This window comes from Acinetobacter sp. GRABPA_MV_2, from assembly GCF_056725885.1.
In genome coordinates, this window is sequence record NZ_JBWZNA010000003.1 from 77,907 (window position 1) to 100,685 (window position 22,779).

The 22,779-nt window shown below is 37.4% G+C and carries 20 protein-coding genes and 1 pseudogene; 11 read left to right on the plus strand and 10 right to left on the minus strand.

The genetic code is table 11. The features are described 5' to 3' along the window. Positions 1 to 6 precede the first annotated feature (6 nt). The 4 genes from ACXM0J_RS03980 to ACXM0J_RS03995 are packed head-to-tail and all read right to left on the minus strand — an operon-like array spanning position 7 to position 4,856. Complete coding sequence (locus ACXM0J_RS03980) at positions 7 to 1,104, minus strand: A1S_2622 family ABC transporter permease subunit (protein WP_086265482.1); 1,098 nt, start codon at positions 1,102 to 1,104, stop codon at positions 7 to 9. Further along, positions 1,101 to 2,231, minus strand: coding sequence for an ABC transporter permease (locus tag ACXM0J_RS03985; protein ID WP_180752373.1), 1,131 nt, complete (start codon positions 2,229 to 2,231; stop codon positions 1,101 to 1,103). Before ACXM0J_RS03985 ends, ACXM0J_RS03980 begins: the two co-directional genes overlap by 4 nt. A gap of 3 nt (positions 2,232 to 2,234) precedes the next feature. Continuing rightward, positions 2,235 to 3,356: an HlyD family secretion protein gene (locus tag ACXM0J_RS03990; protein ID WP_032007062.1), complete on the minus strand. Its 1,122-nt coding sequence runs from the start codon at positions 3,354 to 3,356 to the stop codon at positions 2,235 to 2,237. 12 nt (positions 3,357 to 3,368) lie between these two features. After that, entirely contained in the window at positions 3,369 to 4,856 is a 1,488-nt protein-coding gene (locus ACXM0J_RS03995) for a TolC family protein (RefSeq protein WP_086265481.1), read from the minus strand. 385 nt (positions 4,857 to 5,241) lie between these two features. Between ACXM0J_RS03995 and serC the strand changes: the two genes are divergently transcribed. Next, positions 5,242 to 6,321 (plus strand): 3-phosphoserine/phosphohydroxythreonine transaminase, encoded by a 1,080-nt coding sequence (gene serC, locus ACXM0J_RS04000; protein ID WP_086265480.1) that lies wholly within the window; start codon positions 5,242 to 5,244, stop codon positions 6,319 to 6,321. Positions 6,322 to 6,379: 58 nt separating this feature from the next. Here serC and ACXM0J_RS04005 read toward each other — a convergent pair whose 3' ends face one another. Both ACXM0J_RS04005 and ACXM0J_RS04010 read right to left on the minus strand, forming a co-directional pair. Continuing rightward, positions 6,380 to 6,526, minus strand: coding sequence for a hypothetical protein (locus ACXM0J_RS04005; protein ID WP_005038822.1), 147 nt, complete (start codon positions 6,524 to 6,526; stop codon positions 6,380 to 6,382). A gap of 33 nt (positions 6,527 to 6,559) precedes the next feature. Next, positions 6,560 to 7,501 carry a hypothetical protein gene (locus ACXM0J_RS04010; protein ID WP_002118998.1) on the minus strand — a complete coding sequence of 314 codons (942 nt, stop codon included), beginning with the start codon at positions 7,499 to 7,501 and terminating at the stop codon, positions 6,560 to 6,562. Between the two features lie 246 nt (positions 7,502 to 7,747). Here ACXM0J_RS04010 and ACXM0J_RS04015 point away from each other — a divergent pair, with 246 nt between their 5' ends. Continuing rightward, positions 7,748 to 8,236, plus strand: a complete 489-nt coding sequence (locus ACXM0J_RS04015; protein WP_078210287.1) for a YaiI/YqxD family protein — start codon at positions 7,748 to 7,750, stop codon at positions 8,234 to 8,236. 7 nt (positions 8,237 to 8,243) lie between these two features. Continuing rightward, positions 8,244 to 9,152 (plus strand): DMT family transporter, encoded by a 909-nt coding sequence (locus ACXM0J_RS04020; RefSeq protein ID WP_005067734.1) that lies wholly within the window; start codon positions 8,244 to 8,246, stop codon positions 9,150 to 9,152. 29 nt (positions 9,153 to 9,181) lie between these two features. Here the strand turns inward: ACXM0J_RS04020 and ACXM0J_RS04025 are convergent. After that, positions 9,182 to 9,262, minus strand: a pseudogene (locus tag ACXM0J_RS04025) (PilZ domain-containing protein); the annotation flags it as partial. Positions 9,263 to 9,411: 149 nt separating this feature from the next. On the opposite strand from ACXM0J_RS04025, the gene ACXM0J_RS04030 reads away from it, so the two are divergent. The 3 genes from ACXM0J_RS04030 to ACXM0J_RS04040 all read left to right on the plus strand — a co-directional run bounded on the left by ACXM0J_RS04030 (position 9,412) and on the right by ACXM0J_RS04040 (position 13,842). Then, positions 9,412 to 10,647, plus strand: coding sequence for a lipoprotein-releasing ABC transporter permease subunit (locus ACXM0J_RS04030; protein ID WP_004790618.1), 1,236 nt, complete (start codon positions 9,412 to 9,414; stop codon positions 10,645 to 10,647). After that, a complete protein-coding gene (gene lolD / locus ACXM0J_RS04035; protein WP_086265479.1) occupies positions 10,640 to 11,326 on the plus strand; it encodes a lipoprotein-releasing ABC transporter ATP-binding protein LolD in 687 nt (228 codons plus the stop codon). Before ACXM0J_RS04030 ends, lolD begins: the two co-directional genes overlap by 8 nt. Before the next feature lie 83 nt (positions 11,327 to 11,409). Continuing rightward, positions 11,410 to 13,842 (plus strand): DNA internalization-related competence protein ComEC/Rec2, encoded by a 2,433-nt coding sequence (locus ACXM0J_RS04040; protein ID WP_086265478.1) that lies wholly within the window; start codon positions 11,410 to 11,412, stop codon positions 13,840 to 13,842. On the opposite strand, the gene ACXM0J_RS04045 is transcribed toward ACXM0J_RS04040, so the two are convergent. After that, positions 13,795 to 14,778: a lysophospholipid acyltransferase family protein gene (locus ACXM0J_RS04045; RefSeq protein ID WP_086265477.1), complete on the minus strand. Its 984-nt coding sequence runs from the start codon at positions 14,776 to 14,778 to the stop codon at positions 13,795 to 13,797. The two genes, ACXM0J_RS04040 and ACXM0J_RS04045, sit on opposite strands and share 48 nt — an antisense overlap. Before the next feature lie 133 nt (positions 14,779 to 14,911). Between ACXM0J_RS04045 and sppA the strand changes: the two genes are divergently transcribed. Together sppA and ACXM0J_RS04055 are read left to right on the plus strand one after the other, a co-directional pair. Further along, complete coding sequence (gene sppA, locus ACXM0J_RS04050) at positions 14,912 to 15,928, plus strand: signal peptide peptidase SppA (protein WP_086265476.1); 1,017 nt, start codon at positions 14,912 to 14,914, stop codon at positions 15,926 to 15,928. Between the two features lie 19 nt (positions 15,929 to 15,947). After that, the gene (locus tag ACXM0J_RS04055) at positions 15,948 to 16,748 is read left to right on the plus strand and encodes an alpha/beta fold hydrolase (RefSeq protein WP_086265475.1); all 801 of its coding nucleotides are present in this window, start codon (positions 15,948 to 15,950) and stop codon (positions 16,746 to 16,748) included. A 77-nt stretch (positions 16,749 to 16,825) separates the two neighbouring features. Here the strand turns inward: ACXM0J_RS04055 and purN are convergent, their stop codons facing one another. Then, on the minus strand, positions 16,826 to 17,455 hold the full coding sequence (purN, locus tag ACXM0J_RS04060; RefSeq protein ID WP_086265474.1) for a phosphoribosylglycinamide formyltransferase: 630 nt from the start codon (positions 17,453 to 17,455) through the stop codon (positions 16,826 to 16,828). Further along, entirely contained in the window at positions 17,452 to 18,522 is a 1,071-nt protein-coding gene (purM, locus tag ACXM0J_RS04065; protein WP_086265473.1) for a phosphoribosylformylglycinamidine cyclo-ligase, read from the minus strand. The genes purN and purM overlap by 4 nt, the downstream gene beginning before the upstream one ends. A 135-nt stretch (positions 18,523 to 18,657) precedes the next feature. On the opposite strand from purM, the gene cxpE reads away from it, so the two are divergent. The 3 genes from cxpE (at position 18,658) to rbtA (ending at position 22,761) form a co-directional block, all read left to right on the plus strand. Beyond that, positions 18,658 to 19,851, plus strand: a complete 1,194-nt coding sequence (gene cxpE, locus ACXM0J_RS04070; RefSeq protein ID WP_086265472.1) for a chloramphenicol efflux transporter CxpE — start codon at positions 18,658 to 18,660, stop codon at positions 19,849 to 19,851. Between the two features lie 20 nt (positions 19,852 to 19,871). Continuing rightward, the gene (gene hda, locus ACXM0J_RS04075) at positions 19,872 to 20,570 is read left to right on the plus strand and encodes a DnaA regulatory inactivator Hda (protein ID WP_086265471.1); all 699 of its coding nucleotides are present in this window, start codon (positions 19,872 to 19,874) and stop codon (positions 20,568 to 20,570) included. A gap of 331 nt (positions 20,571 to 20,901) precedes the next feature. Then, positions 20,902 to 22,761 carry a rhombotarget A gene (gene rbtA / locus ACXM0J_RS04080; protein WP_086265470.1) on the plus strand — a complete coding sequence of 620 codons (1,860 nt, stop codon included), beginning with the start codon at positions 20,902 to 20,904 and terminating at the stop codon, positions 22,759 to 22,761. Positions 22,762 to 22,779: the final 18 nt, after the last annotated feature.

The following is a 22,779-nucleotide window of genomic DNA, read 5'->3' on the forward strand; positions in this document are numbered from 1 at the left end:
TTTATTTTATGAAGAAGGTTTTTTAACAAGCCGATAATAAGATAAACTCACCAATATTAATCCAAGGGTCCCAAGAAAAATCAGTTTTGGTACAACCGTGGCTAATGGAACACCCATCTGGTTAAGTTGCACAAACATTTGTACCCCATGTGTTGATGGTAAACACCACGCAAACCATTGTAACCATTCAGGCATTGCTTGATGAGGCCAAGCGGCTCCAGTTAGTAAGAATAAAGGTACAGAGCTAAATACAATAATATGTCCGGCACGTTCCGGCATATCCAAAAGTGAACCGATCAACATGCCGAGTCCAATCACACAACTAATAAAAATTGGAACAGCAATGAGTAGACCTATAAAATTTCCACCGTGTGGGTAGTCATTGAACCACAAGGTAAAACCGAAAAGATAAAAACAGCCCAAACAACCAATAGTAAATATACTTGCGAAGATTCCAGCAAAACGAACAGCTGTAATCTTTTCACGTTGCTCCCGATAGCTAGCTATTAACATTGCCAAACCTAGCACAATCGTTTGATGAATAATCAAAGATGCAACAGCTGGAAAAATATAACTTCCATATCCTGAAAGGGGATTAAATAACGGCACCTGATGAATAGAAAGCGCTGGCTGGAAGTGTGTGCGTTGTCCAAATTTTTCAACATATTCTTTTAATGTAGCTTCTATCGAGGTTGCCAGACCTAAACCAATTTCTTTAGTTTTTAAAAAGTTGGTAGTACTTAAATATAAGCCAATTCCGCCTGTTTCTCCTCTGCGCAAGCTTTGAGTTAGGTTGTTGGGTAAAAGTAAAATACCATCGGCTTTTTGTTCACGAACCATTTGTTCTGCTTGTAAGAAATTGCTTGTAACAGTAACAATATGAACATGGGGACTATTTGCACTTTGACCGATTAATTGAGAAGTTAAGAGACTTTGTTCTTCATCAACAATGACAATAGGAATAGATTCTGCACGCTCAGCTTTATAGGCGGTAGGATAAAAAAAGCTGTAAAGAATGACCGATAAAATTAGCGTTGTGAAAACTGAGCTATTACTTACAATGTCTTTAAATGTTTGCCCATAAGCCTTAAAGAATTCTTTCATTGTGTTGCCCCTCGAACTAATTTTTTAAGCAATAGACAACTTAAAAAGAAGTAAATCAGGCAATAACCGATGAGTATTAAAAAAGGAATCATTGAAATGAAAACTGGACTGCCGATCACCCATTGTTCGGTTTGAAGCTTGGCATAAGGAGTATAAGGAATAATGAGTGACCAAAACTTGGTGAAAATAGGCGCATTATTTAAAGGTAACGTAACGCCTGCGAAACTTAAAGAAGAGCCGCCATATACTGCGATAAAGCCAAAAGTCTTACTTAAATTTTTGGTTGCAAGAATGACGGTGCTACTAATCAAAGCATAGGCAAAATAAAGTAAAAACTGTGCACATAACAATAAACTAAGAGAACCTGCTACGAACCAGCCACGGATTTCGACTAGCCAAAACATCCATACCCATGTCCATGCACAAAATATAAGGCTATAAAGCAGATTTTTGGCCAATAAGCCTTGAATAAAACTTTCTCGGTTTACCCATGCTGTTAATGTGCCACGTTTAAGTTCTTGTCCAATAGCAAAGGCAACACAGCAACATAACAATAAGTGTAATACAGCAGGAACCATGAAAGGTTCTAAGTAAAATTCATAGCTCATACTTGGATTATAAAGCGTTGAGATTTTTACATGAGCCGTAGGAACATCTAAATAGGGAATACTATTTACAAGATAACTTTGACCAGCATAGTCTGCTAAAGCATTGAGGGTACTGACCAGCATTGCTGAAGAAATGGTGTTTCCGACACTAAAAAAAGACTGATTAAATGCAATGCTGATTTGAGCATCTTGTGCTTTAACGAAGCGCTTTTCAGCACCGTCTGGAATAAAAACATACCCCCATATTTTGGTTTCATTGAGTAGTTGTTCAGCCTCAGCAGAACTTGCCGTAATTGTTTTAATGTCTACTGTATGATTCAACGAAAGATACTTTTCAATATTACGGCTGAGTTCACTTTGGTCCTGATCAATAATTGCAATTGGTAAGTGTTCAGCTTTACCTGCGTAAAACATGCTGCTAAACATGAAAATGATAAAAGCAGGGATAAGTGTCACCATACACAAATCCCATTTATTGCTTTTTAGATAGTTTAGTTCCCGTAATATACTGGCAAACATGCTTTATTTTTCTTCTTTAATTTTAAATAGAACACTCATACCAACCTTTAAGTCTTTGACAGGATTTTCAGGTACCAGATGTAATTTGAAGCTACGAATATCATAGCCTCCAGTTTGGCGAGTCGTTTTAATGGTGGCAAATTCACCTTCAGCATCAATATTCTTGATTTTAAAATTCACATTCTGATTAAGAGCTGGAATGAATCCTTCAAGAGTTTTATTTTTATAAACAGAGGCGTATTGATTTTCACCTACGTTTAAACTTACCCATAAATCATCATCTTCTAAAATGCTGACAACAGGCACGCCCATAGCGACTAATTCAGAAGGTTTACCATAAGTTTTTGAAACTGTGCCTGAAATAGGTGAGAGTAAACGTGTCTCTTCCTCTAAAGCTTTTGCTTCAGCTACTGCAGCTTTTGCAATTTCAACCTGTGCATCTGCTGTAGATTTTTGTTGGCTGGTACTGCCACGTTTTGCACGGGCATATTGCTGATAAGAGGCTTCACTTAATTCTTGAGCAGAAGTTTGTGCAGCAAGCATTTCATCTCTTCTTTGACGTGAAATGACGCCTTGTCTATATAAATTCTCACCACGTTGGTAAGTAGTTTTGGCAAGGTTTGCTTGTGCTTTCGTACTTTGCCAGTTGGCATAAAGAGTATCGATATTTTCTTGTTGAGAACCTCGATCTATCGTAGATTGAAATGCTAAAGCCGATTGTAAGGTAGCCAAAGCTTGTTGCTTTTTAGCTTCTATTTCAGGGCTAACCAAACGAACAAGGGGCTGGCCTTTGGAAATTTTCTGGCCTTCTTGTACATAAATTTCTTCAATACGACTTGGAACTTTTGTACTTACGTGAATAGTTTCAGCTTCAACTCGGCCTTGAAGTTCAATAGGTTTCGGCTGATAGCTTTTCCACAAACCAAAAATAATTAAACCTAATAGGGCAATAATAATTACACCAATAATCAGTTTAATTTTAGAGTTTTTAGGTGGTTTTGAATCATCTTTATTTGTGTTTGATTCTTGATGGTCACTAACTTGATCATCTTTTTGAACTTGGGTGGTTTCTGCCGTATCCGCAACAGGAGAATCTTGTTCTGAATGAGCTGAGTCTTGATTCATTTTATACTCCCATTAACGAATATAGTCGGTATGTGGTTGATTGACATAAGCTTTAAACTGGTCAATTGAGCCGTGACTTTGCAATAAAGTCGCGAGTGACATGACATATTTATAAGCATTTAAAGCCATTTCAGTTTTTAACGCACTTAATGCATTTTGCGCATCAATCACTTGGGTTGCTGTACCCATTCCTTCGCGGAAAGAAAGTTCTTGAATACGTAGGTTTTCTTGAGCGGCATTTACGTTTCTTTGTAAAAGCTGATGACTTTGTTGAGCAGAGTTGAGCTCGTTATATGATTTATTCAAAAGTGCTTCAATCTCTTGTTTAGTTCGTTCAGTCATGAGTTCAGAAGCGTAGCGCTTTAATTCAGCGGCATGAATATTCTTATTTTTATCTACCCCAGAAAATAGGTTGTATTTTGCCATTACACCGACAATCCAGTTTTCATTTTCATCAAGAGCATATTCACCAAATGCAAATAGACTTGGTTTTTTTGCTGCTTGTTGAGCTTGAATATTTACGTTAGCCAGTTGAGTATCCATCTGCATTTTTTGTACAAGGCTAGACTTTTGTGAATAACTGGTTAAAAGTGATTCTAGAGACTGGCTGGGAGTGTTGTTTACAAATAATGGTGTACTTAAATCGACATTATTTTGTTGATGTAAAAGATTATTAAGGCTAAAGCGGCTGGCGTTTAAGTTAGCTTGAGCATTTTGTAAAGTACGTTCTGCATTATTACGCGCGACTTCAAATTGCATGCGTTGCCCTTTACTAATAAATCCTTGTTGTTCCAGCTTTAGGGCATTGCTGTAATGTTTTTGCATCGCATTAAAGTTAAATAAGCTACTTGCAACCAGCTGCTGCTGTAACTGCACATTAAAGTAACTTTGTACTACTTCAAATCGCTGTATATCTTGTTGTTGTAGGCTTGAAAGTTCAGAGCGCTGTGCTTGTATATTTGCTATTTTTTTAGCACTGCTGGTTAAGCCGCCTGTATAGAGTGGCATTACGACTGAAATAGAAGGGCGTACCACCTGATCTTCGATAGTCAGGTTTGCGTAATCAGGAAAGCGATTTATACCATCATGTATGGTTTGGTTTGCGCCTTCTTGAACTTGTCCCAGCACATCTGATGGAATGACATTGTTCCACTGTGAAAGTTTATCATTTAGCCCTTGGCTTAGATCATTCTCAAGTTTTTGTTTAAAAGAGCCAAGAGGTACATCTGTTTCACTATGAAAAGCATAGGCTCTGACATTCAAATCAACTCTAGGTAATCCGAGGCCCTTTACTGCTTCAGCTTCTAATTGAGATGCTTGCTGTAATGCTTGGTTGGCTTGAGTACTATATGAACTTTTCAAAGCTTGCTGCTCTGCTTCAGCATAACTTAAGCTTTCGGCGTATAAATGATTAGTGAAAAAAAAGCCTAAAGCCAAAGCAAGATGTTTGGGTTTAAATGAAAAGGGAAAAATAGACTGTCTATATCGATGTGTTGGCATTTTAAATAACAATTTTTGGCATCCCTTATAGTTTAAATTTCTTGTTATTAAATTCAATTATCATCTTGTTTATTATACATTTGTATAAAAACATGGTGTTTTTTAGCTCCTTTAATTATTGAATTTACTAAGCCAATATTTTTGTAATAGCTATCAAGGTATGTGAAATGATAATCACAAGTCAAGTTGATCTTTTTGCTTAAAAATTTTTTTAAATGGGGAAGCTGGTTATTAAAACTAAAGAAATAACGACAACAATAATTGAAAAAATAAAGCTAAATACAGTCCAGCATTGAAATATTTACTTGAGAAGCTGCTGCAAGCTTAAGCAATCTGTGGTTAAATGCCATTTTTATTGTGTTTGACTTTATACAAGGGAAAAATCATGCGCGCGTACAATTTCTGTGCTGGTCCTGCTGCATTACCTACTGCCGTTTTAGAAAAAGCTCAACAAGAATTGTTGGATTGGCAAGGTAAAGGTCTATCCATCATGGAAATGAGTCACCGTAGTGCTGACTATGTTGCTGTGGCTGAAAAAGCTGAAGCAGATTTACGCAAGTTAATGAATATTCCAGAAAACTATAAAGTACTGTTTTTACAAGGCGGTGCGTCATTACAATTTTCTGCGATTCCTTTAAACCTTTTAGGTAAGAACAGTAAAGCCGATTATATTCACACAGGCATCTGGTCTGAAAAAGCGTTAAAAGAAGCAAAACGTTATGGTGATATTAATGTTGTAGAAGCTGGCATTAAAGTAGATGGCAAGTTCGCAATTTCTGAACAAAGCGAATGGAATTTATCTGATGATGCAGCATATGTGCATTATGCAGATAATGAAACGATTGGTGGCTTACAGTTCGCAGGAATTCCTGATGTAAAAGCGCCACTTGTTTGTGATTATTCATCAAGTATTTTATCTGCTCCATTAGATGTGACCAAGTTTGGTTTAATCTACGCTGGCGCACAAAAAAATATTGGTCCTGCTGGTTTAACAATTGTCATTATTCGTGATGACTTACTTGATCAAGCTAAACCAGAAATTCCAAGTCTTTTAAAATATGGTGACCAAGCCAAAAATGGTTCTATGGTAAATACGCCATCGACTTACGCTTGGTACTTGTCTGGTTTGGTATTTGAGTGGTTGCTAGAGCAGGGTGGGGTAGAGGCGATCCATAAAGTGAACCTTGAAAAAGCTCAGTTGTTATATGGTTATATCGACTCAAGCGATTTCTACAATAACCCGATCGCAATTCCAAACCGTTCAATTATGAATGTACCGTTTACCTTGGCAGATGAAGCTTTAGAAAAGCAATTCTTAAAAGAAGCGGAAGCTAATCACTTGTTGAATTTAGCTGGCCACCGTTCTGTCGGCGGTATGCGTGCAAGTATTTATAATGCCGTACCATTAGAAGGCGTACAGGCTTTAATCAACTTTATGGATGATTTTGCAAAGCGTAATGGTTAAGCAAATCAAATAAATAAAGCCCTCAAATGAGGGCTTTATTTATTGAATAAGTTATAAATTAAAAAGGCACTAAACCAAACTGGTGCATGAATATGGCAGCTAAGAACATACCCAAGACAAAAAAGCAAAACGCACCAGTATCGACCTTTACACGCAGGCTACTGGATTGAATGAGGCTGGTAGTTTGTTCGGGTATAATCTTCATTCAATAACCTAATTATTAAAATATTAGTGAAATTCAATTAGTTTCACCCTTTTTAGCACAAATAGTCGCCTGAATCCAGATATTACCGCGAATATATTCGCCAATATTAAAGTTTTTATACAAATCGTTTTTGGTTGCAATGCGCACTAATATGGCAGGAAGATCATCTTCTAAAACCAAAGTAACATCATAAAGGGTATATTCTGCCCCCATAAATGTCATAGAGGTTTTGCCAACAATATTACCTTGGAACCAGGCTTCATCTTCTTGACCAAGATTTTCGCCATATAAATACGCAACCATTTTAGAAAAATCAACGGTTACAGGTTCTTGATCTTCTGGAGTTTTTGGTTGCCATTCATTAATGAGTTCCTGTAAGTTTTCAGGAGCAACACCATTATGTTCAGTTAAAATTGCATTTAATGCACGGTGATGTTTAATAGAAGCTGGGTCATCAACAATGATTTTTTCACCTGCTGGAACAGGTTCTAATTCATAAGCCCATGCATTAAATTGGACTTGATAGTTTTGATTTTTGTCATATTGACAGTAGTTAACACTAAATAAATTATCAAATGCATAAACAGTTGTATTTTTATTTAGTCTTAAACTTAACACGGCTTGTGTAGCAGAGTCGCAAGTAATGATGCGTTCAATTTTTGCATTATATTGGTACGGACTTTCAAAACTTGGGAAGGCTGTTTTAAGCGCACGAGGTTTTTGGTTTTCAACAGCAATAATTTGATTGATGGTAACTTTTTGGTCTTGTGGACCTTGAATGAGCCAAAAAGATTGGTCCATGTCTTCTTCATGTTCACACAAACCCATTGGCATTACAGGTGCATCAAGTGCCAGTCCTAACCATTTTGGTACATCTGTTTCGGGATGGGACGTCAATAGATTCCAATGTTCTCCATGACTACCAAAATTTTGGTCATTTACTTTAATAACTTCTGGACTGTTTTGATTTTTCATAAGCACGATGTTGTTGGGTTCACATTACTTGTTATATTAAATCGAGGGTGTTTGCTATTTTTCAAGTCACCATATGTAAATTCTCTTGTAAAAGCGCGTATTTAGTCATTTAAAGGGAAGCGCCGTTTCTATTTATAAGTTAAAAGTACGTTTAACTTATAAAAAATTTAAATGTTGAAATTAAAAATCAGTTTAATCGTTATTTTTACTCACCTTAGAAAAGCATCTGTTAGACTAATATTTTTAGTGGAAATAGAGAATAACGTGCTGCCATTTAAGCTATGGGTAGACGCAGACGCCTTACCGAAAATTTTACGTGAAGTGATTTTACGTGCATCAGATCGTTATCAATTAGAAGTCATTTTTGTTGCCAATCAAAATGTTGGGATTACACCTTCTGTTCGCATTAAGTCAATACAGGTTTTAAGTGGTGCTGATCAGGCAGATAAAGAAATAGTTGATCGTATGGTTGAAAATGACATTGTCATTACGCAGGATATTCCTCTGGCAGCTCAAGTGATTGAGAAAGGAGGCGTTGCTATCCATCCGCGTGGTGAAGTCTATACAACTGCGAATGTTAAAGCACGTTTACATCTGCGTGATTTTATGGACACGCTTCGTGGTGCAGGTGTGCAAACTGGTGGACCGCCTCCTATTTCCGAGCGAGATAAACGTGAATTTTCAAGTTCATTAGATCAAACGATTTTAAAGCAAAAACGTAAAACAGCTAAGTGAGCATCGCATGCCATCGCAAACCAATTTGGCTCTAACCTATGCCTTGTTAGTGTTTATCTGGGCAACCACTCCTTTGGCAATTGTCTGGAGTGTGTCTGATCTGCATCTGATGTGGGCATTGTTATTACGCTTTTTTATTGCATTGCCTTTGGCTGTAATCATATTGTTGATTTTAAGAACACCTTTTCCGACGCATCGACAAGCAGTTCATAGCTACATTGCTGGATCTTTTAGCTTAATTGGTTCTCAAATTTTCACCTATGCCGCGACCCAATATTTAAGTTCAGGCATGATTGCACTTATGTTTGGTTTAGCGCCGATTATGGCGGGGCTTATTGGTCGGTTTGCTTTTGGCCAACAACTTTATAAGCTGCAATGGTTGGGTATGGCAATTGCGGTCTGTGGGTTAGCTATTATTTGTCTGAGCGGTGCGAATCAGCATGTACATCCGTTTGGTATTGTACTTATGCTAATCAGTGTGTTTGTTTATTCTTTTTCAATTTTCTGGGTCAAGAAAGTTAATGCACAGATCCAGCCGATGGCTCAGGCAACAGGCTCTATTTTAGTGTCTTCTATTTTTGCTAGTTGTTTTATTCCATTTATTTGGCAATATGCACCAACACATTTGCCAGAAGCTAAATCTTTATTTGCCCTAATTTATACGGTACTGATGGCTTCATTAGTCGCCATGTTCTGCTACTTCAAACTTATACAAAATATTCAGGCAACGACTTTATCTTTAACGACAGTAATTACACCAATGTTAGCGATGATCATTGGAGCTGCTTTAAACCATGAACAACTTTCAATTATGGTTTTTGTAGGTGCTTTCATTATCTTGTCTGGACTCTTTTTATATTTCTATAAAGACATTCAGGCAAATCGGAACTTTGCTCAACATATGAAGTCTAAATAGGAGAAGATTTGTGTAATTTGTTGAGCTTATTCATTAAATTGTTCTAATTCGTAGCGAAATGCACGATCAAATTGATCTCCCAACTTAAGTAGTAGAAAATAGCGCAGCAATATAATATTAGGATTGTTAAGGGAAGATCAGAACTTACTGATTTTTAAACCTTAATACAGCATCTAACGGTATGGCCAAATAGTAGATGTGGGTGCAAGTTGCCATCAACATCTTATATTTTCCATCAATGACCTTGGATTTAGAAGGTATGTTTAAACCAATCTCACTGTATATAGGGTTGAGATATACTCGCGCAAGACGCAGTAATCATTTTATTTCTTTTATTGCATTGGTTTCGATGGTCGGTTTGACACTAGGTGTCGCTGTGCTGATTACAGTACTTTCTGTCATGAACGGTTTCGATCGCGAATTGAAAAACCGTGTGTTAGGAATGGTGCCGCAAGCAACAGTTTCATCTACACAAATCCTCACGGATTGGCCTGAACTCGTGAAGCGAGTTGAACATCATCCACATGTAACAGGGGTTGCACCTTTTACGCAATTGCAAGGTATGTTAACTGCGCAAGGGCAAGTCGCTGGTATTATGGTGACGGGTATTGACCCAAAATATGAAAAGAATGTCTCTATTATTCAAAATCATATTGTTGCCGGGAGTTTAGATTCACTTAAAAAAGGTGAATTTGGTATTGTTCTTGGTAAAGATATGGCTGATTCATTGGGCTTACGTCTAAATGATAGTGTGACATTGGTTTTACCAGAAGCAACACCGTCTCCAGCAGGTGTTGTACCTCGTTTCAAGCGTTTTAAAGTGGTTGGTATTTTTAGTGTAGGCGCTGAAGTCGACTCTATGGTGGGTTATATCGCCCTATACGATGCTTCAACCTTATTACGCTTACCAGATGGTGCCCAAGGTGTCCGTTTAAAACTAGATGATATTTTTGCAGCGCCGCAAGTTGCTGACGACTTAGTCAAAAGTTTACCAAGCAATTTTTACGCGACGAACTGGACCTATACGCATGGTAATTTATTTAATGCCATTCAAATGGAAAAAACTCTAGTCGGTTTATTGCTTGTCCTTATTATTGTGGTTGCAGCATTTAATATTGTTTCATCATTGGTCATGGTGGTGACTGATAAAAAATCAGATATTGCTATTTTACGTACATTAGGCGCTTCACCGTCGATGATTACTAAAATCTTTATGGTGCAAGGCACCGTGATTGGGGTGATTGGTACAGTTGCAGGTACGGTTTTAGGTGTAATTTTAGCTTTAACCATTAGCGATATCATTTCATGGTTTAACAATGTGTTGGGCTTAAATCTATTTGATGCTTACTTTGTACATTACCTTCCTTCTTATTTAAGATGGCAAGATGTGACGATTATTGTGATTGTTTCTTTACTTTTAAGCTTCTTGGCGACTATTTATCCGGCACTTCGTGCTGCCAAAGTTCAACCTGCTGAGGCACTGCGCTATGAGTAAAATTGTTCTAGAAGCGAAAGAAATATATAAACATTTTGATGACGGTAAATCTAAAGTTGAAGTCATTAAAGGTCTCTCTTTACAAGTTGAAGCAGGGCAGTTTGTTTCTATTGTCGGTGCGAGTGGTTCAGGTAAAAGTACTTTGCTCCATGTGCTAGGTGGTTTAGAGCAGCCAACTCAAGGGCAAGTATTTTTAAATGGTCAGCGTTTTGATAATTTAGGCGAAGCTGAACGTGGTTTTCAGCGTAACCAATACCTCGGTTTTGTTTATCAATTTCACCATTTATTACCTGAGTTTTCTGCTCTTGAAAATGTCGCGATGCCTTTAATGCTTCGTGCAGATAGCCAATTTAAATCGGTAAAAGCGCAAGCTGAATATTTACTTGATCGAGTTGGGTTATCTCATCGTATGGATCATAAGCCAGGTGAGCTTTCAGGTGGTGAGCGCCAACGTGTGGCGTTAGCGCGTGCTTTAGTCACTAAACCTGCGGTTGTTCTGGCTGATGAACCTACAGGTAATTTAGACCGTAAAACAGCTCTAGGTATTTTTGAATTACTGACCGATCTTAAGAAAGAACTTAACATGGCAATGTTAATTGTGACCCATGATGAGCATTTAGCTCAGGCTGCTGATTCTATTTTGCACATGCAAGATGGACTCTGGGTGAGTAGTTCTTAAAAAATTGTCATTAAATCACATTGTTAAAGCCCACTGAGTTGGGCTTTAATTTTGCCCCTAAAAAGATAATGATATGACTTTAAATGTTAAAACTTATTTTAATGGGGTGGATTGGGGGTATTGCATTTATGGGGAGAGATATCCCTTTAATAATGCAATATGGGTGGGTAGGTAAAGTCTTGCTTGTTATGGGCTTTATTTTTTATATTTTTAAGAGAAATATTTTCTTAAATCGCCCCATATTAAAAGCCATTTACTGTCTAGTCTGTGCTATTAGTTTTTTTACTATAGGACATCAATATGCTCAGCATACCTTAAATGAAAGATTACAACTGCGACAAATGCAGCCTAAATCTTTAGATATTGTTGTGTATGTAGATCGTATAAGTGAAGAAAAAGAAGATAAGACGCAGCAACCCGTTCAGGTACTAGGGCAGTCCTTACATCCCGTCAATTGGCTTTTATATTTAAAAAATCAAAAAGTAAACTCAGCGTTAGATGAATCAAAATTACAATTAGGCCATTATTATCGAATTTCTGGCAAAACCAAACCTGCTCATAGTTACGCAGTGGCCGGTGTTTTCGACCAAGAACAATGGTTCATTCAACGAAATATAATGTCTGGTTTTAGTGTTCAGCATATTGAGCCTTTAAGCTCTGATGAAGTTTATCAGTTGGGTTATCAAGAGCATTTAAAAGAGCAACAAAAATTCTTTAACAGACAAAAATTAAATATAGAAAAATTGCGTCTGACATTTAGATTAATGTTAAAACAATCTCCTTTACAAAATAAAGGACTGTTATTAGCTTTATTAACAGGGGACGAAAGTCTTTTAAATGATGAGATTAAAAATCAATTTAAGGAATTAGGAATCTCTCATTTGTTGGCCATTTCAGGGCCTCATGTACTCATTTTTGCCATCATGTTCTCTTGGGGATTACATCAATTAGTACGACGATATTATCCGCAGCTTTATTTGCATCAACCTAAACAAATTTGGGCGATGATTCCATTATGTTTCGGTGTTTTAATTTATACGGCATTTGTTGGTTTTGAAATTCCCGCCTTACGAACTTTACTTTCAGTATTTTTATTTGCTTCTTTGTTATTAATTAAACTGCCTGTTAAGCCATTTTCACTCTTGGTTTACAGTGCAAGTCTGCTTTTATTTTGCGATCCTTTTAGTGTTTTATCGGCAGGATTTTGGCTCTCTTATGGTTCTTGCTTTATTTTATTACGGATTTATCAAACTATAGAGCAGGCTCCAAATCTTGTTTTAACTAATCTGTTATTTAGAATCATTCTTTTCAGTAAAATTTTAATTGAATCTCAAGGCAAAATATTTATTGCTTTATGTCCTTTAATGCTGATTTTCTTCCAACAGATTTCATGGGTTGCCCCTTTTACAAATATTATTGCAGTTCCTTTACTCGGAGGTGTGATTGTTCCTTTAAACATTTTTGCTGCTTGTGTATGGCTTATTTTTAACCCATTCGGAAATTTACTTTTTCAAATTAATGATGTCCTGATTAGTATAGTACTGACGTGTTTTAATCTTTTAGAGAAATTATCTCTACCATTACAAGGCTTTAGTCTGACATCACTTGATTTAGTTTGCCTTAGCTTCGTTATTATTATCTTATTTTTACCGCGTGGAGTTTTACCAAAATCTTGGGGACTAATATGCTGTTTACCCTTGATCATTCCAGATAAGTCATCCCAGCAAATTCAATTAAATATTATAGATGTGGGACAGGGACAAGCTATTTTCTTGCAACACCCGCAGCAGACATGGCTCATCGATACGGGTGGGTCTTATGATGAGAAAGCCTTTAGTATTGGTCAAAATGTCGTGATTCCATATTTACGTCAAAAGGGAATTAAACAACTGGATCACGTCGTACTGTCTCATCTCGATCAAGATCATAGCGGAGCATTTCCCTCTATCGCTCAGGCTTTTCCTATTAAACAAGTCATATCAAATGAACGATGGACAAAGCAAATTAAAGAGCCATTTACTTATTGCCATCAAGGGCAAAAATGGCAATATCCACAGTTAGATATTGAAATCCTTTGGCCTAAAGAAAATGATTTAAACTTAGTTCCTTCTAATCAAAATCAATATTCTTGTGTGGTTTATATTCATTTAAAACAGATAAATGGCTATCAAAATTATTTAATCATGGGCGACGCAGGGTGGGAAGCAGAATATCAACTCATGAAAGAATATCCTGATTTAAAGGTAGATGTTCTGGTATTAGGTCATCATGGGAGTAAACATAGTTCGGCTTATGACTTTTTAGCGACTCTAAAACCAAAGCTTGTTGTTGCCTCTACTGGCTTTAATAATCGATACGGTCATCCAAGTAAAGAAGTGTTAGCGAGAGTACAAGCACTTAATATTCCGTTTAAAAGTACAGTTGAACAAGGAACATTAAGCTTTGTATCTCGCAATCATGAGATAGTTTTATATACTCGACGTTTCGAACGTACCTGGCTTCACAGGAATTTGTGAAGCTTCTGCTTTAAGCTTATCTACAATTTGAAGTGCTTCAGTCGGATCTATATTATAAATATTATCTAAAGCTGGATTTGCTTTAAACCGTTTATAGCTCCAGTGGTAGTGCTCTGGATATTGATGAATTAGTTGTTCAATTGCTTGATGGATGACATACGTTCCGTCATCTGCTGTACCTTCATAAATCTTCTCATCCATAGGCTCGATATGCATCGTAAAACCATCATTTTCATTACGAATTGCATAAAGGAATAAAGCTTTAGCTTTTGTTTTCTGGATAAGCTTGGCACTTAAATTACTTGAGGCAAGTGGAACACCAAAATAATTAATCATATCACCACCAACATTTGGTGTATGGTCAGGTAAAATTACAGTGGTTTCACCTTGTTTTAATGCTTTAAAAATTTGTCGAACACCAGTTTCATCGGTAGGAACCAAGTTAGCTTGTTCACGACTACGTGCTTCTCGAACAAAACGGTCTGCATCTACATTTTTTACAGGTTTATATAAAATTGTCATTGAGGTGAACTGGGCACACCATGCATTCATGATTTCCCATGTGCCAAAATGTGGGACAATTAAAACCACACCTTTTTTTGCCGCTAGTGCTTCATGAAAGTAATGTTCACCTTCAATATGATGAATTCTTGAAATATTCTTACTATTTGATGAGCCCCAGATACTTAAAAATTCAAAATATGAGGTTAACTCGTTACGAATAGCTTGTTGTGTAATATCTATGCGTTGTTGTGGCGTTAAATGAGGAAGTGCGATTTGTAAGTTAAGTTCAATACTCTTTGAGGTTCTAGTAATTTTTAAAGTATTGACTAATCCTGCCAACATGCGGGCAATAAAACGTCCAAATTGAATTGGTTGGCGGCTAAAAGTTTTGAGTAAATAATAGTTCATGCTTTTTACATCTAGTTTGGTCATCTATCGCGGTAAAAAGGAGGCAACAAGTAAAAAAAGATAAAAATATTATAAATGAAATCATATTATTTAGACAGTTTTTATCAAATCAACGTATATAATGACATCATTTTAGATTGATTTGGATTGGAATTTTATGTCCGATTGGCCACCAAAACCACAAAATGAACCTATAATCCCTAAACAAAATGGACCAGAATGGCAAATTCTCGAGAAGGCTGTACTTGCTTCAGTAGAAGAGCAACGCCGTAGTCGCCGTTGGGGTATCTTCTTTAAAACATTAACTTTTATTTATTTACTGTTCATTATCGTATTAATGGGCAAAGGCTGTTCAACCAGCAAAGATGGATCAGCAGTAAGTAGCAGTAGTGCCCATTTAGCAGTGGTGGATATTGTTGGAACGATTGATGCTTCAAGCAATCAAGCTGTGAATAGTGAAGATACGAATAAAGCACTCAAACGCGCTTTTGAGGCCTCAAATAGTAAAGCTGTTGCACTAAATATTAACTCACCTGGCGGTTCTCCAGTTCAGTCTGATGAAATCTGGCAGGAAATTCGATATTTGAAAAAACAACATCCTGATAAGAAAGTCTATGCCGTTATTGGTGATATGGGTGCATCGGGTGCGTACTATATTGCTTCTGCTGCAGATGAGATTATTGTCAATCCATCAAGTTTAGTGGGTTCAATTGGTGTCATCATGCCTAACTATGGGATTACTGGTTTAGCTCAAAAGCTCGGTATTGAAGATCGCACTTTAACAGCAGGAACGAATAAAGACATTTTAAGTATGACAAAACCGATTGATCCAGCTCAGAAGCAGCATATTCAATCTGTTCTTGATAATGTTCATACTCACTTTATCACTGCAGTTAAAGAAGGGCGTGGCAAGCGCTTGAAATCGAATGATCCAGCTATTTTTTCTGGTTTATTCTGGACTGGCGATCAAGCAATTCAATTAGGTGTTGCTGACCGTTCAGGTAATATTACGAGCTTGATGCGCGAACTAAACCTTGATAATAAAGTTGACTACACAATTGAGCGTAACCCACTAGAATCTATTTTGGGTCGTATGGGTGCACAAATCGGGCAAGGGGTAAGTGAATCTATTGCTCAAGAAGTGCAGACTCGTCAAAGCGCAAAATTACAATAAATCTGTTTAGGATAGCGGTATGTCAACAAAACCAGTTATACACTTTGCTCATGCCAATGGCGTACCATCAAAAGTGTATCAAAAATTGTTTGACCAATTGAAAGGGGAATATGACGTCATTTATGTTCCCTTGATTGGTCCTGATAAGCGCTATCCTGTGACGAATCATTGGCCTGCTTTGGTTGATCAGGTTATTGATAGTATTGTGCGTCAAGCGAAAGGACGTAAAGTTATTGGGCTAGGTCATTCTCTTGGTTCCGTTCTAACATTGATGGCATCTTTTCGACGTCCTGAACTTTTCTCTCAAGTGATTATGTTAGATCCGCCTCTGATTTTAGGGCGATATTCGTTTGCTTTTCATATGGCAAAATTATTTCGCCCTAAATTGGTTGATGCGATGACACCAGCAGGTTTATCTGCACGTCGTCGTGAACATTGGGAATCGAGAGAGCAAGCGGCTGAATTACTGCGTCCTAAGGGATTCTATAAAAATTTTGATGAAGATTGTTTCCAAGCTTATATTGATTATGCTTTGAAAGAAGATCCAGTTCGTGGTGGAGTAACTTTAACGATTTCTCGTGAAGATGAAGTTGCAATTTTCCGTAAGAATCCTTCTTGGTGGTGGCTACCTATGCCAAAACCTAAGATGCCTGTGCATTTAGTTGTAGGGAAAGAGAGTGATTTCTTAAAAAGAGGCTTTCCTCAAATGGCAAAGCGAAAAATGGGAATTCCATTTACTGTAGTTGAGGGGGGACATATGTTTCCTCTAGAACATCCTACTGATACAGTAAATTCTATAAAGAAATTGATCAGCCACTAACTAAATTGATTTTTAAGTGAATAAAAAAGGACATGCTAGCATGTCCTTTTTTATTTTTTGTTTGTTAGTAAAATATTTTACCAGCTTGCAAAACGAATAGGGTCTTTTAGAACTTGATTACGGAAGTAGGCTTGTCCATCTTTCCATGTAAGTTGACCGTTACACAGCCACTCTGCAACTTGTGGGTAGATAAAGTGCTCAAGTGTGTGTACTCGATCTGCCAATGAGTCGACAGTATCATGTTCTTTAACTGAAATAGCTGACTGGGCAATAGATTGACCAGAATCCAGTTCAGCAGTTACAAAGTGCACGGTACAACCATGTAAACGGTCACCTGTGTTTAAAACACGTTGATGAGTATTCACACCTTTGTAAGCAGGCAGAAGCGAGGGATGTATGTTTAGCATTTTCCCTTGCCATTTGTTGACAAAGGAGGGAGTTAAAATGCGCATGAAGCCAGCTAAAATAACCACATCTACTTCCCAAGCTAAGAGTTGCTGATGCATTGCTTCATCAAACACTTCACGAGTTGGAAAGTCTTTATGGGAGATAACAGCGGTAGCAATATTAGCTTTTTCAGCACGCTCTAAGGCATAAGCATCTGCTTTATTAGACAGTACACCTACAATTTGCCCTGATAGATTTGCATCTATCAAGGCTTGTAAATTACTGCCGTTCCCAGAGACTAGAACAGCAATTTTTATCATGCAAAGATCACACGGATTTTTTCGTCTGCACCTTCCACTGACTCGGCATTTTCTTGGATTTGTCCAATTTTCCAAGCTTTTTCGCCTTGAGCATTAAGCACTTCAATTGCTTTTTCAGCATCATTTGCATCAACAGCAATAACCATACCTACGCCACAGTTAAAAGTACGGTACATTTCAAAGCGTTCTACATTGCCTTCGCGTTGTAGAAGTTTGAACAATTCAGGCCATTCCCAAGAAGATTCATCAATAACCGCTTGAGCACCATTTGGTAACACACGAGGTAAGTTACCTGGTAAACCACCACCAGTGATGTGGGCCATAGCATGAACATCAACTTGTTTGCAGAGTTCAAGAACTGGTTTTACATAAATACGAGTTGGTTCCATTGCGACATCAGCAAGAGGACGACCATCAATTGTTTGAGTTAAATCAACGTTTTTAACGTCTAAAATTTTACGTAGTAATGAGTAACCATTAGAGTGAGCACCACTTGATGCAACACCAATAAGTACGTCACCAGACTTTACTTTAGAGCCATCAATAATTTTGCTTTGCTCAACAACACCAACAGCAAAACCAGCAAGATCGTAATCTTCACCTTCGTACATGCCTGGCATTTCTGCGGTTTCACCACCTACAAGTGCGCAACCTGCAAGCTCACAACCTTTACCAATACCAGTAACAACATTTGCAGCAACGTCAACATTTAAGTGACCAGTCGCATAGTAATCTAGGAAGAATAATGGTTCTGCACCACAAACTAAAAGATCATTTACACACATAGCCACAAGGTCTTGGCCGATTGTGTCATGACGATTGAGATTAAGTGCCAAACGTAATTTAGTTCCTACACCATCGGTTCCAGAAACTAAAACAGGTTCTTCATAACCTTTAGGAATTTTGCATAGTGCACCAAAGCCACCAAGACCGCCCATTACTTCAGGACGACTTGTACGTTTAGCGACTGACTTGATACGATCGACCAGTGCGTCGCCCGCTTCAATGTCGACACCCGCATCTTTGTAGCTTAAACCGGTATTTGGGGTAGAAGTTGAGTTGCTCATAAATGAAGTCTCCGCATTGGCGGCAGATTATAACCTGAATATACGAAACTCTTATGTTATTTATGCTCGAAAATGCTATCTTTAATAAAAATATTTTTTCATTTATAACGATTAAATCAAAAAAGGCTAGATTTTATGCAAGATCGTATACTGCGCCGTATTTTTTTACTCGCAGGTATTGTATTGCTGGTATGGGTGTTGTACTTACTCAAGCCTGTAGTCATTCCTTTTATCGGTGCTTTTTTCCTGGCTTATTTATTCAGTCCACTTGTTGATGTTCTGGTAAAAATGAAATTGCCTCGCTGGTTAGCAATTAGCTTGGTATTCGTTGGAATAGGCATAACTTTAACTATTGCACTTTGGTATTTGGTTCCACTTATCTGGAAACAATTAGTTTATGCACGAGATAGCATTCCAGCCGGTATCCATTGGATTAATGCTACCTTTTTACCTTGGGTATCTTCGACATTTAATGTCCAGCAAATGGAAATTGATACAGAGCAGTTGTCTAAAGCTGTCATGGAATATGTCCAGACAAACTATAGTGCAGACAGCATTCAGGCAGTATTATTAAAACTAGCTCAATCTGGTCTGAATTTTATTCAGATTGGTGGAACAGTTGTTTTAATTCCAATTATTGCTTTCTATTTCTTGCTCGATTGGGAGCGTATGTTACAAAACTTACGTCGTCTTATCCCACGTCCATATGAAGCTACTACCTTACAAATCGTTGGCGAATGTCATAGTGTTTTAGGAGCATTTGTTAAAGGTCAGTTTCTGGTCATGCTATTACTCGGCATAGTATATGCGGTTGGTTTGCAGCTCATTGGTTTAGAAGTTGGTCTGATTATTGGTATGGTGGCTGGGCTTGCCAGTATTATTCCTTATTTAGGATTTGGAGTAGGTATTATTGCAGCTGTTATCGCCAGCTTGTTTCAGTTCGGCTTAGATTGGGTGCATTTATTACTCGTTGGCGTAGTTTTTATGGTTGGCCAAGCTGTAGAAGGCTATATCCTACAGCCATTCCTACTGGGAGATAAAATTGGTTTATCTCCTGTAGCAGTTGTTTTTGCAGTATTGGCAGGTGCACAGCTTGCAGGTTTCTTGGGAATGTTAATTGCATTGCCTGTTGCTGCTGTTATTGTAGTGTTGTTAAAGCATTTAAGAGAGAACTATGAAAGAAGCTCACTTTATGCGCCACCTTCTACATTAGTGATCCAACATGGCGATATTGAGCAAATTCATGTGGAAACTGAAAGCACTAAGCTTGATCTTGAAGTTAAAACACAGCAAGATACAGATGAACTAAAATCCCCTAACCAGAAATAATTTCAAGGTTAATTCAATATATGCGTCAACTCCAACTGGATATAGAACCTCAACTTGATGCCCGAATCAGTGATTTTTCGGGACCAGGTTGGGGGCATGTAGTCGATGCCGTGCGGCAACTACATGCTGGTCTGGTGAGTAGATTCTATATCTATGGTGGAGCAGGAACGGGCAAGAGCCATTTGCTTTCCGCAATTTGTGATTCTTATTTAGAAATAGGTAAGTCTGCTATCAAAGTATCTTTGCTTGAACTGCTTGATGCACCTATTGAGGCAATTACCTCTTTAGAACATTATGATCTTGTTGCTTTGGATGATATTGAATCGATTAGTGGTGTGCCTCACTGGCAAAAAGCTGTTTTTCATTTAATGAATAATCATGAAGGACAACTTATATTTTCTTCGCGTGTAGCGCCGATCGAATTAAAGCTGGAATTACCAGATCTACAATCACGACTTACACAAGCCGTTAGTGTAAAAGTGCCGAGTGGAAGTTTATATGCAGACCGCTACGCCTTGGTGACATCTGTAATGGCTAGACGTGGTATCCACTTTGATCAACAAATTGTTGACTACTTATTATTGCATGGTCCTCATCAAGCTTCTCTTTTATTACAAACAGTTGCTCAATTAGAAAAATTGCTTAAAGGTGAAAAAACAAAACTTTCTAATGCAACTTTAAGGCAAATTTACGCTTTGATTGATGAGTATCAACAGTAGATATTTTTCATTCTGTTTTATTGCTTTGCTGTTGCATGGATGAAAACTTATTAAAATAGAGGCTAGGGGACACAAGATTTCTAATTTCGGAGTACTTATCTGTATATCTTTTTTAAATGTTCTTCTAATTTTTAATTATTCATATTTTGTATTTAAAAAAATTTTTTAGATCTACAAGCTTTTTGTAATCTAGTTCAAAAATGACTCGATAGACCGACCAAAATGTCTTGAGAAATTCTACTTGCTGTGACAAAGTACGCACAAAGGATGCGATTGCAAAAGCGGATATTTTGCAATATTGACAAAGAAAAATGAAAAAAGATGTAAGGAGATGGGTATGCTCAAACGGAGCATTGCTTTTGCTTTATTGGCTGCTGCTGGACACGCTTATTCTGCCGATATTCAAGTCACAACTACAACTGATGAAGACGTCGACAACACGGTCTGTTCATTACGTGAGGCAATACAATTTCTAAAATATCGTGCATCTTCTAATGCTGCTGAAGTTGAAAAATATGCAAACGGTTATAATGGTTGCGGAAATAAAGATGCTTCTTCAAATATTATTTTGCAGCGTGATAAAGAATATACTCTAAGTAAAAGTATAGTAATTACCGTTCCTGTAGCTATTAGTACAGCAAAAAATGATTCTACTCTAGTTGATGAAGGTGCACCCAACTCGCATAATGCAACGATTAAAATGATAGGTACGGATCAATTATTCCGTATAGATGATGGTAGTGTTGAAAAAGCCTCTTTTACAGTTTCATTTATTGATGTCAATTTAAAGGGTGCTGGCCTAAAGAGTGTAATACCTCAAGGTAACGGTGGATTGATTTATAACCATGAACAATTGGTTATTCAAAATTCTCGTTTAATGGATGGATATGCAACAAATGGTGGAGCAATTTATAATGCCGGTAATTTATCAAATACTACAAATACAGCAGGTTCCGTAACAATTACTAATAGCCTGATTCAGAATAATAAAGCAAGTCAAGGCGGTGTTTTATATAGTGATATGCCACTTTATTATATCAGTCGCTCTGTAGTACGTGATAATGAAGTGACTGCAGCAGATGGTGCATTGTTCCATGCACAAACTAAGTTTGCTGATGAGAGTACAGGAGGCTATTTAACCTCTCGTATTATTGGTTTGGGTAATAGTACAATTTTTCATAATAAAGGTAGTTTTATTGCCAATGTCCGTGATGGAATGGTAATTAATAATATTACTCTGATTAAAAATGTGGGGGGGTTATATTTTGATGCGCCACAAGGAAATGCGTCTGTCTCTAACAGTATCTTAGTAGGTAATACGACAAACTGTAAGGTATCTGCAACTGATAAAACGATTGTTCAGAGCAATTTAGTAACAACGGAATGTAACCGTAATGCTTCAGCAGAGTTACCAAATATTATATATCCAGCCAGTGAAAAACTAATTGCTGGCAATGCAGATGAAGGAACCTGTGATGTACCACCAGCAGATGGATTGCTATGCCCATATTCCACACCGAGTGATAGTTTTTTAGGATTCTTTAAACCTCGAGTTTTAGATAAATATACTAGTCTTTCGCAATCATTGTTAATTAACAAAGGCCGTTTATATAGCGATGGAACTTCTGTCGGTTTGGCGAGTTGTGAAAAGCAAGATCAACGTGGAAAGAATCGAAGTGGTTATGATGAGTTATGTGATTTAGGGGCAATTGAATTAGTTATCAACCGCGATGATATTAGTACACATGGTCAAGATATTAAGTATGGAGAAATTGCCAAATTTAATATTGCCGATGTTGTGGGTGATGGGGAGCTAGTTTCTCCACAAACATGTGAAAAAATGTTTGGAAAAAGAACAGATGGTTTAGCTTGGCAGTCTGGGTGTATGAAGATTGTTCAAACCAGTACACCATCTAAAGGGACTTTATCCATTGATGCTCAGGGAAATTTAACTTACGTTCCAAATGGGAACTGGCATGGAGCGGATGTATTTAATCTATTAGTTGTTACTACTACCACACGTTTTAATGATGCTGCGGATGTTTATCTAACTGTTCCAGTTCAAATTGTACAAGATCCACCATCAGGTATTGAAGATAAATCTGTAAGCACGGGTGGCGGAGGAAGTGTAGGTGGTGGTTTAGTTTTAGGTCTATTTGGCCTAATTGCTTTAAGACGTTTAAAGTCATAATCAAGGATGATGAAGGCT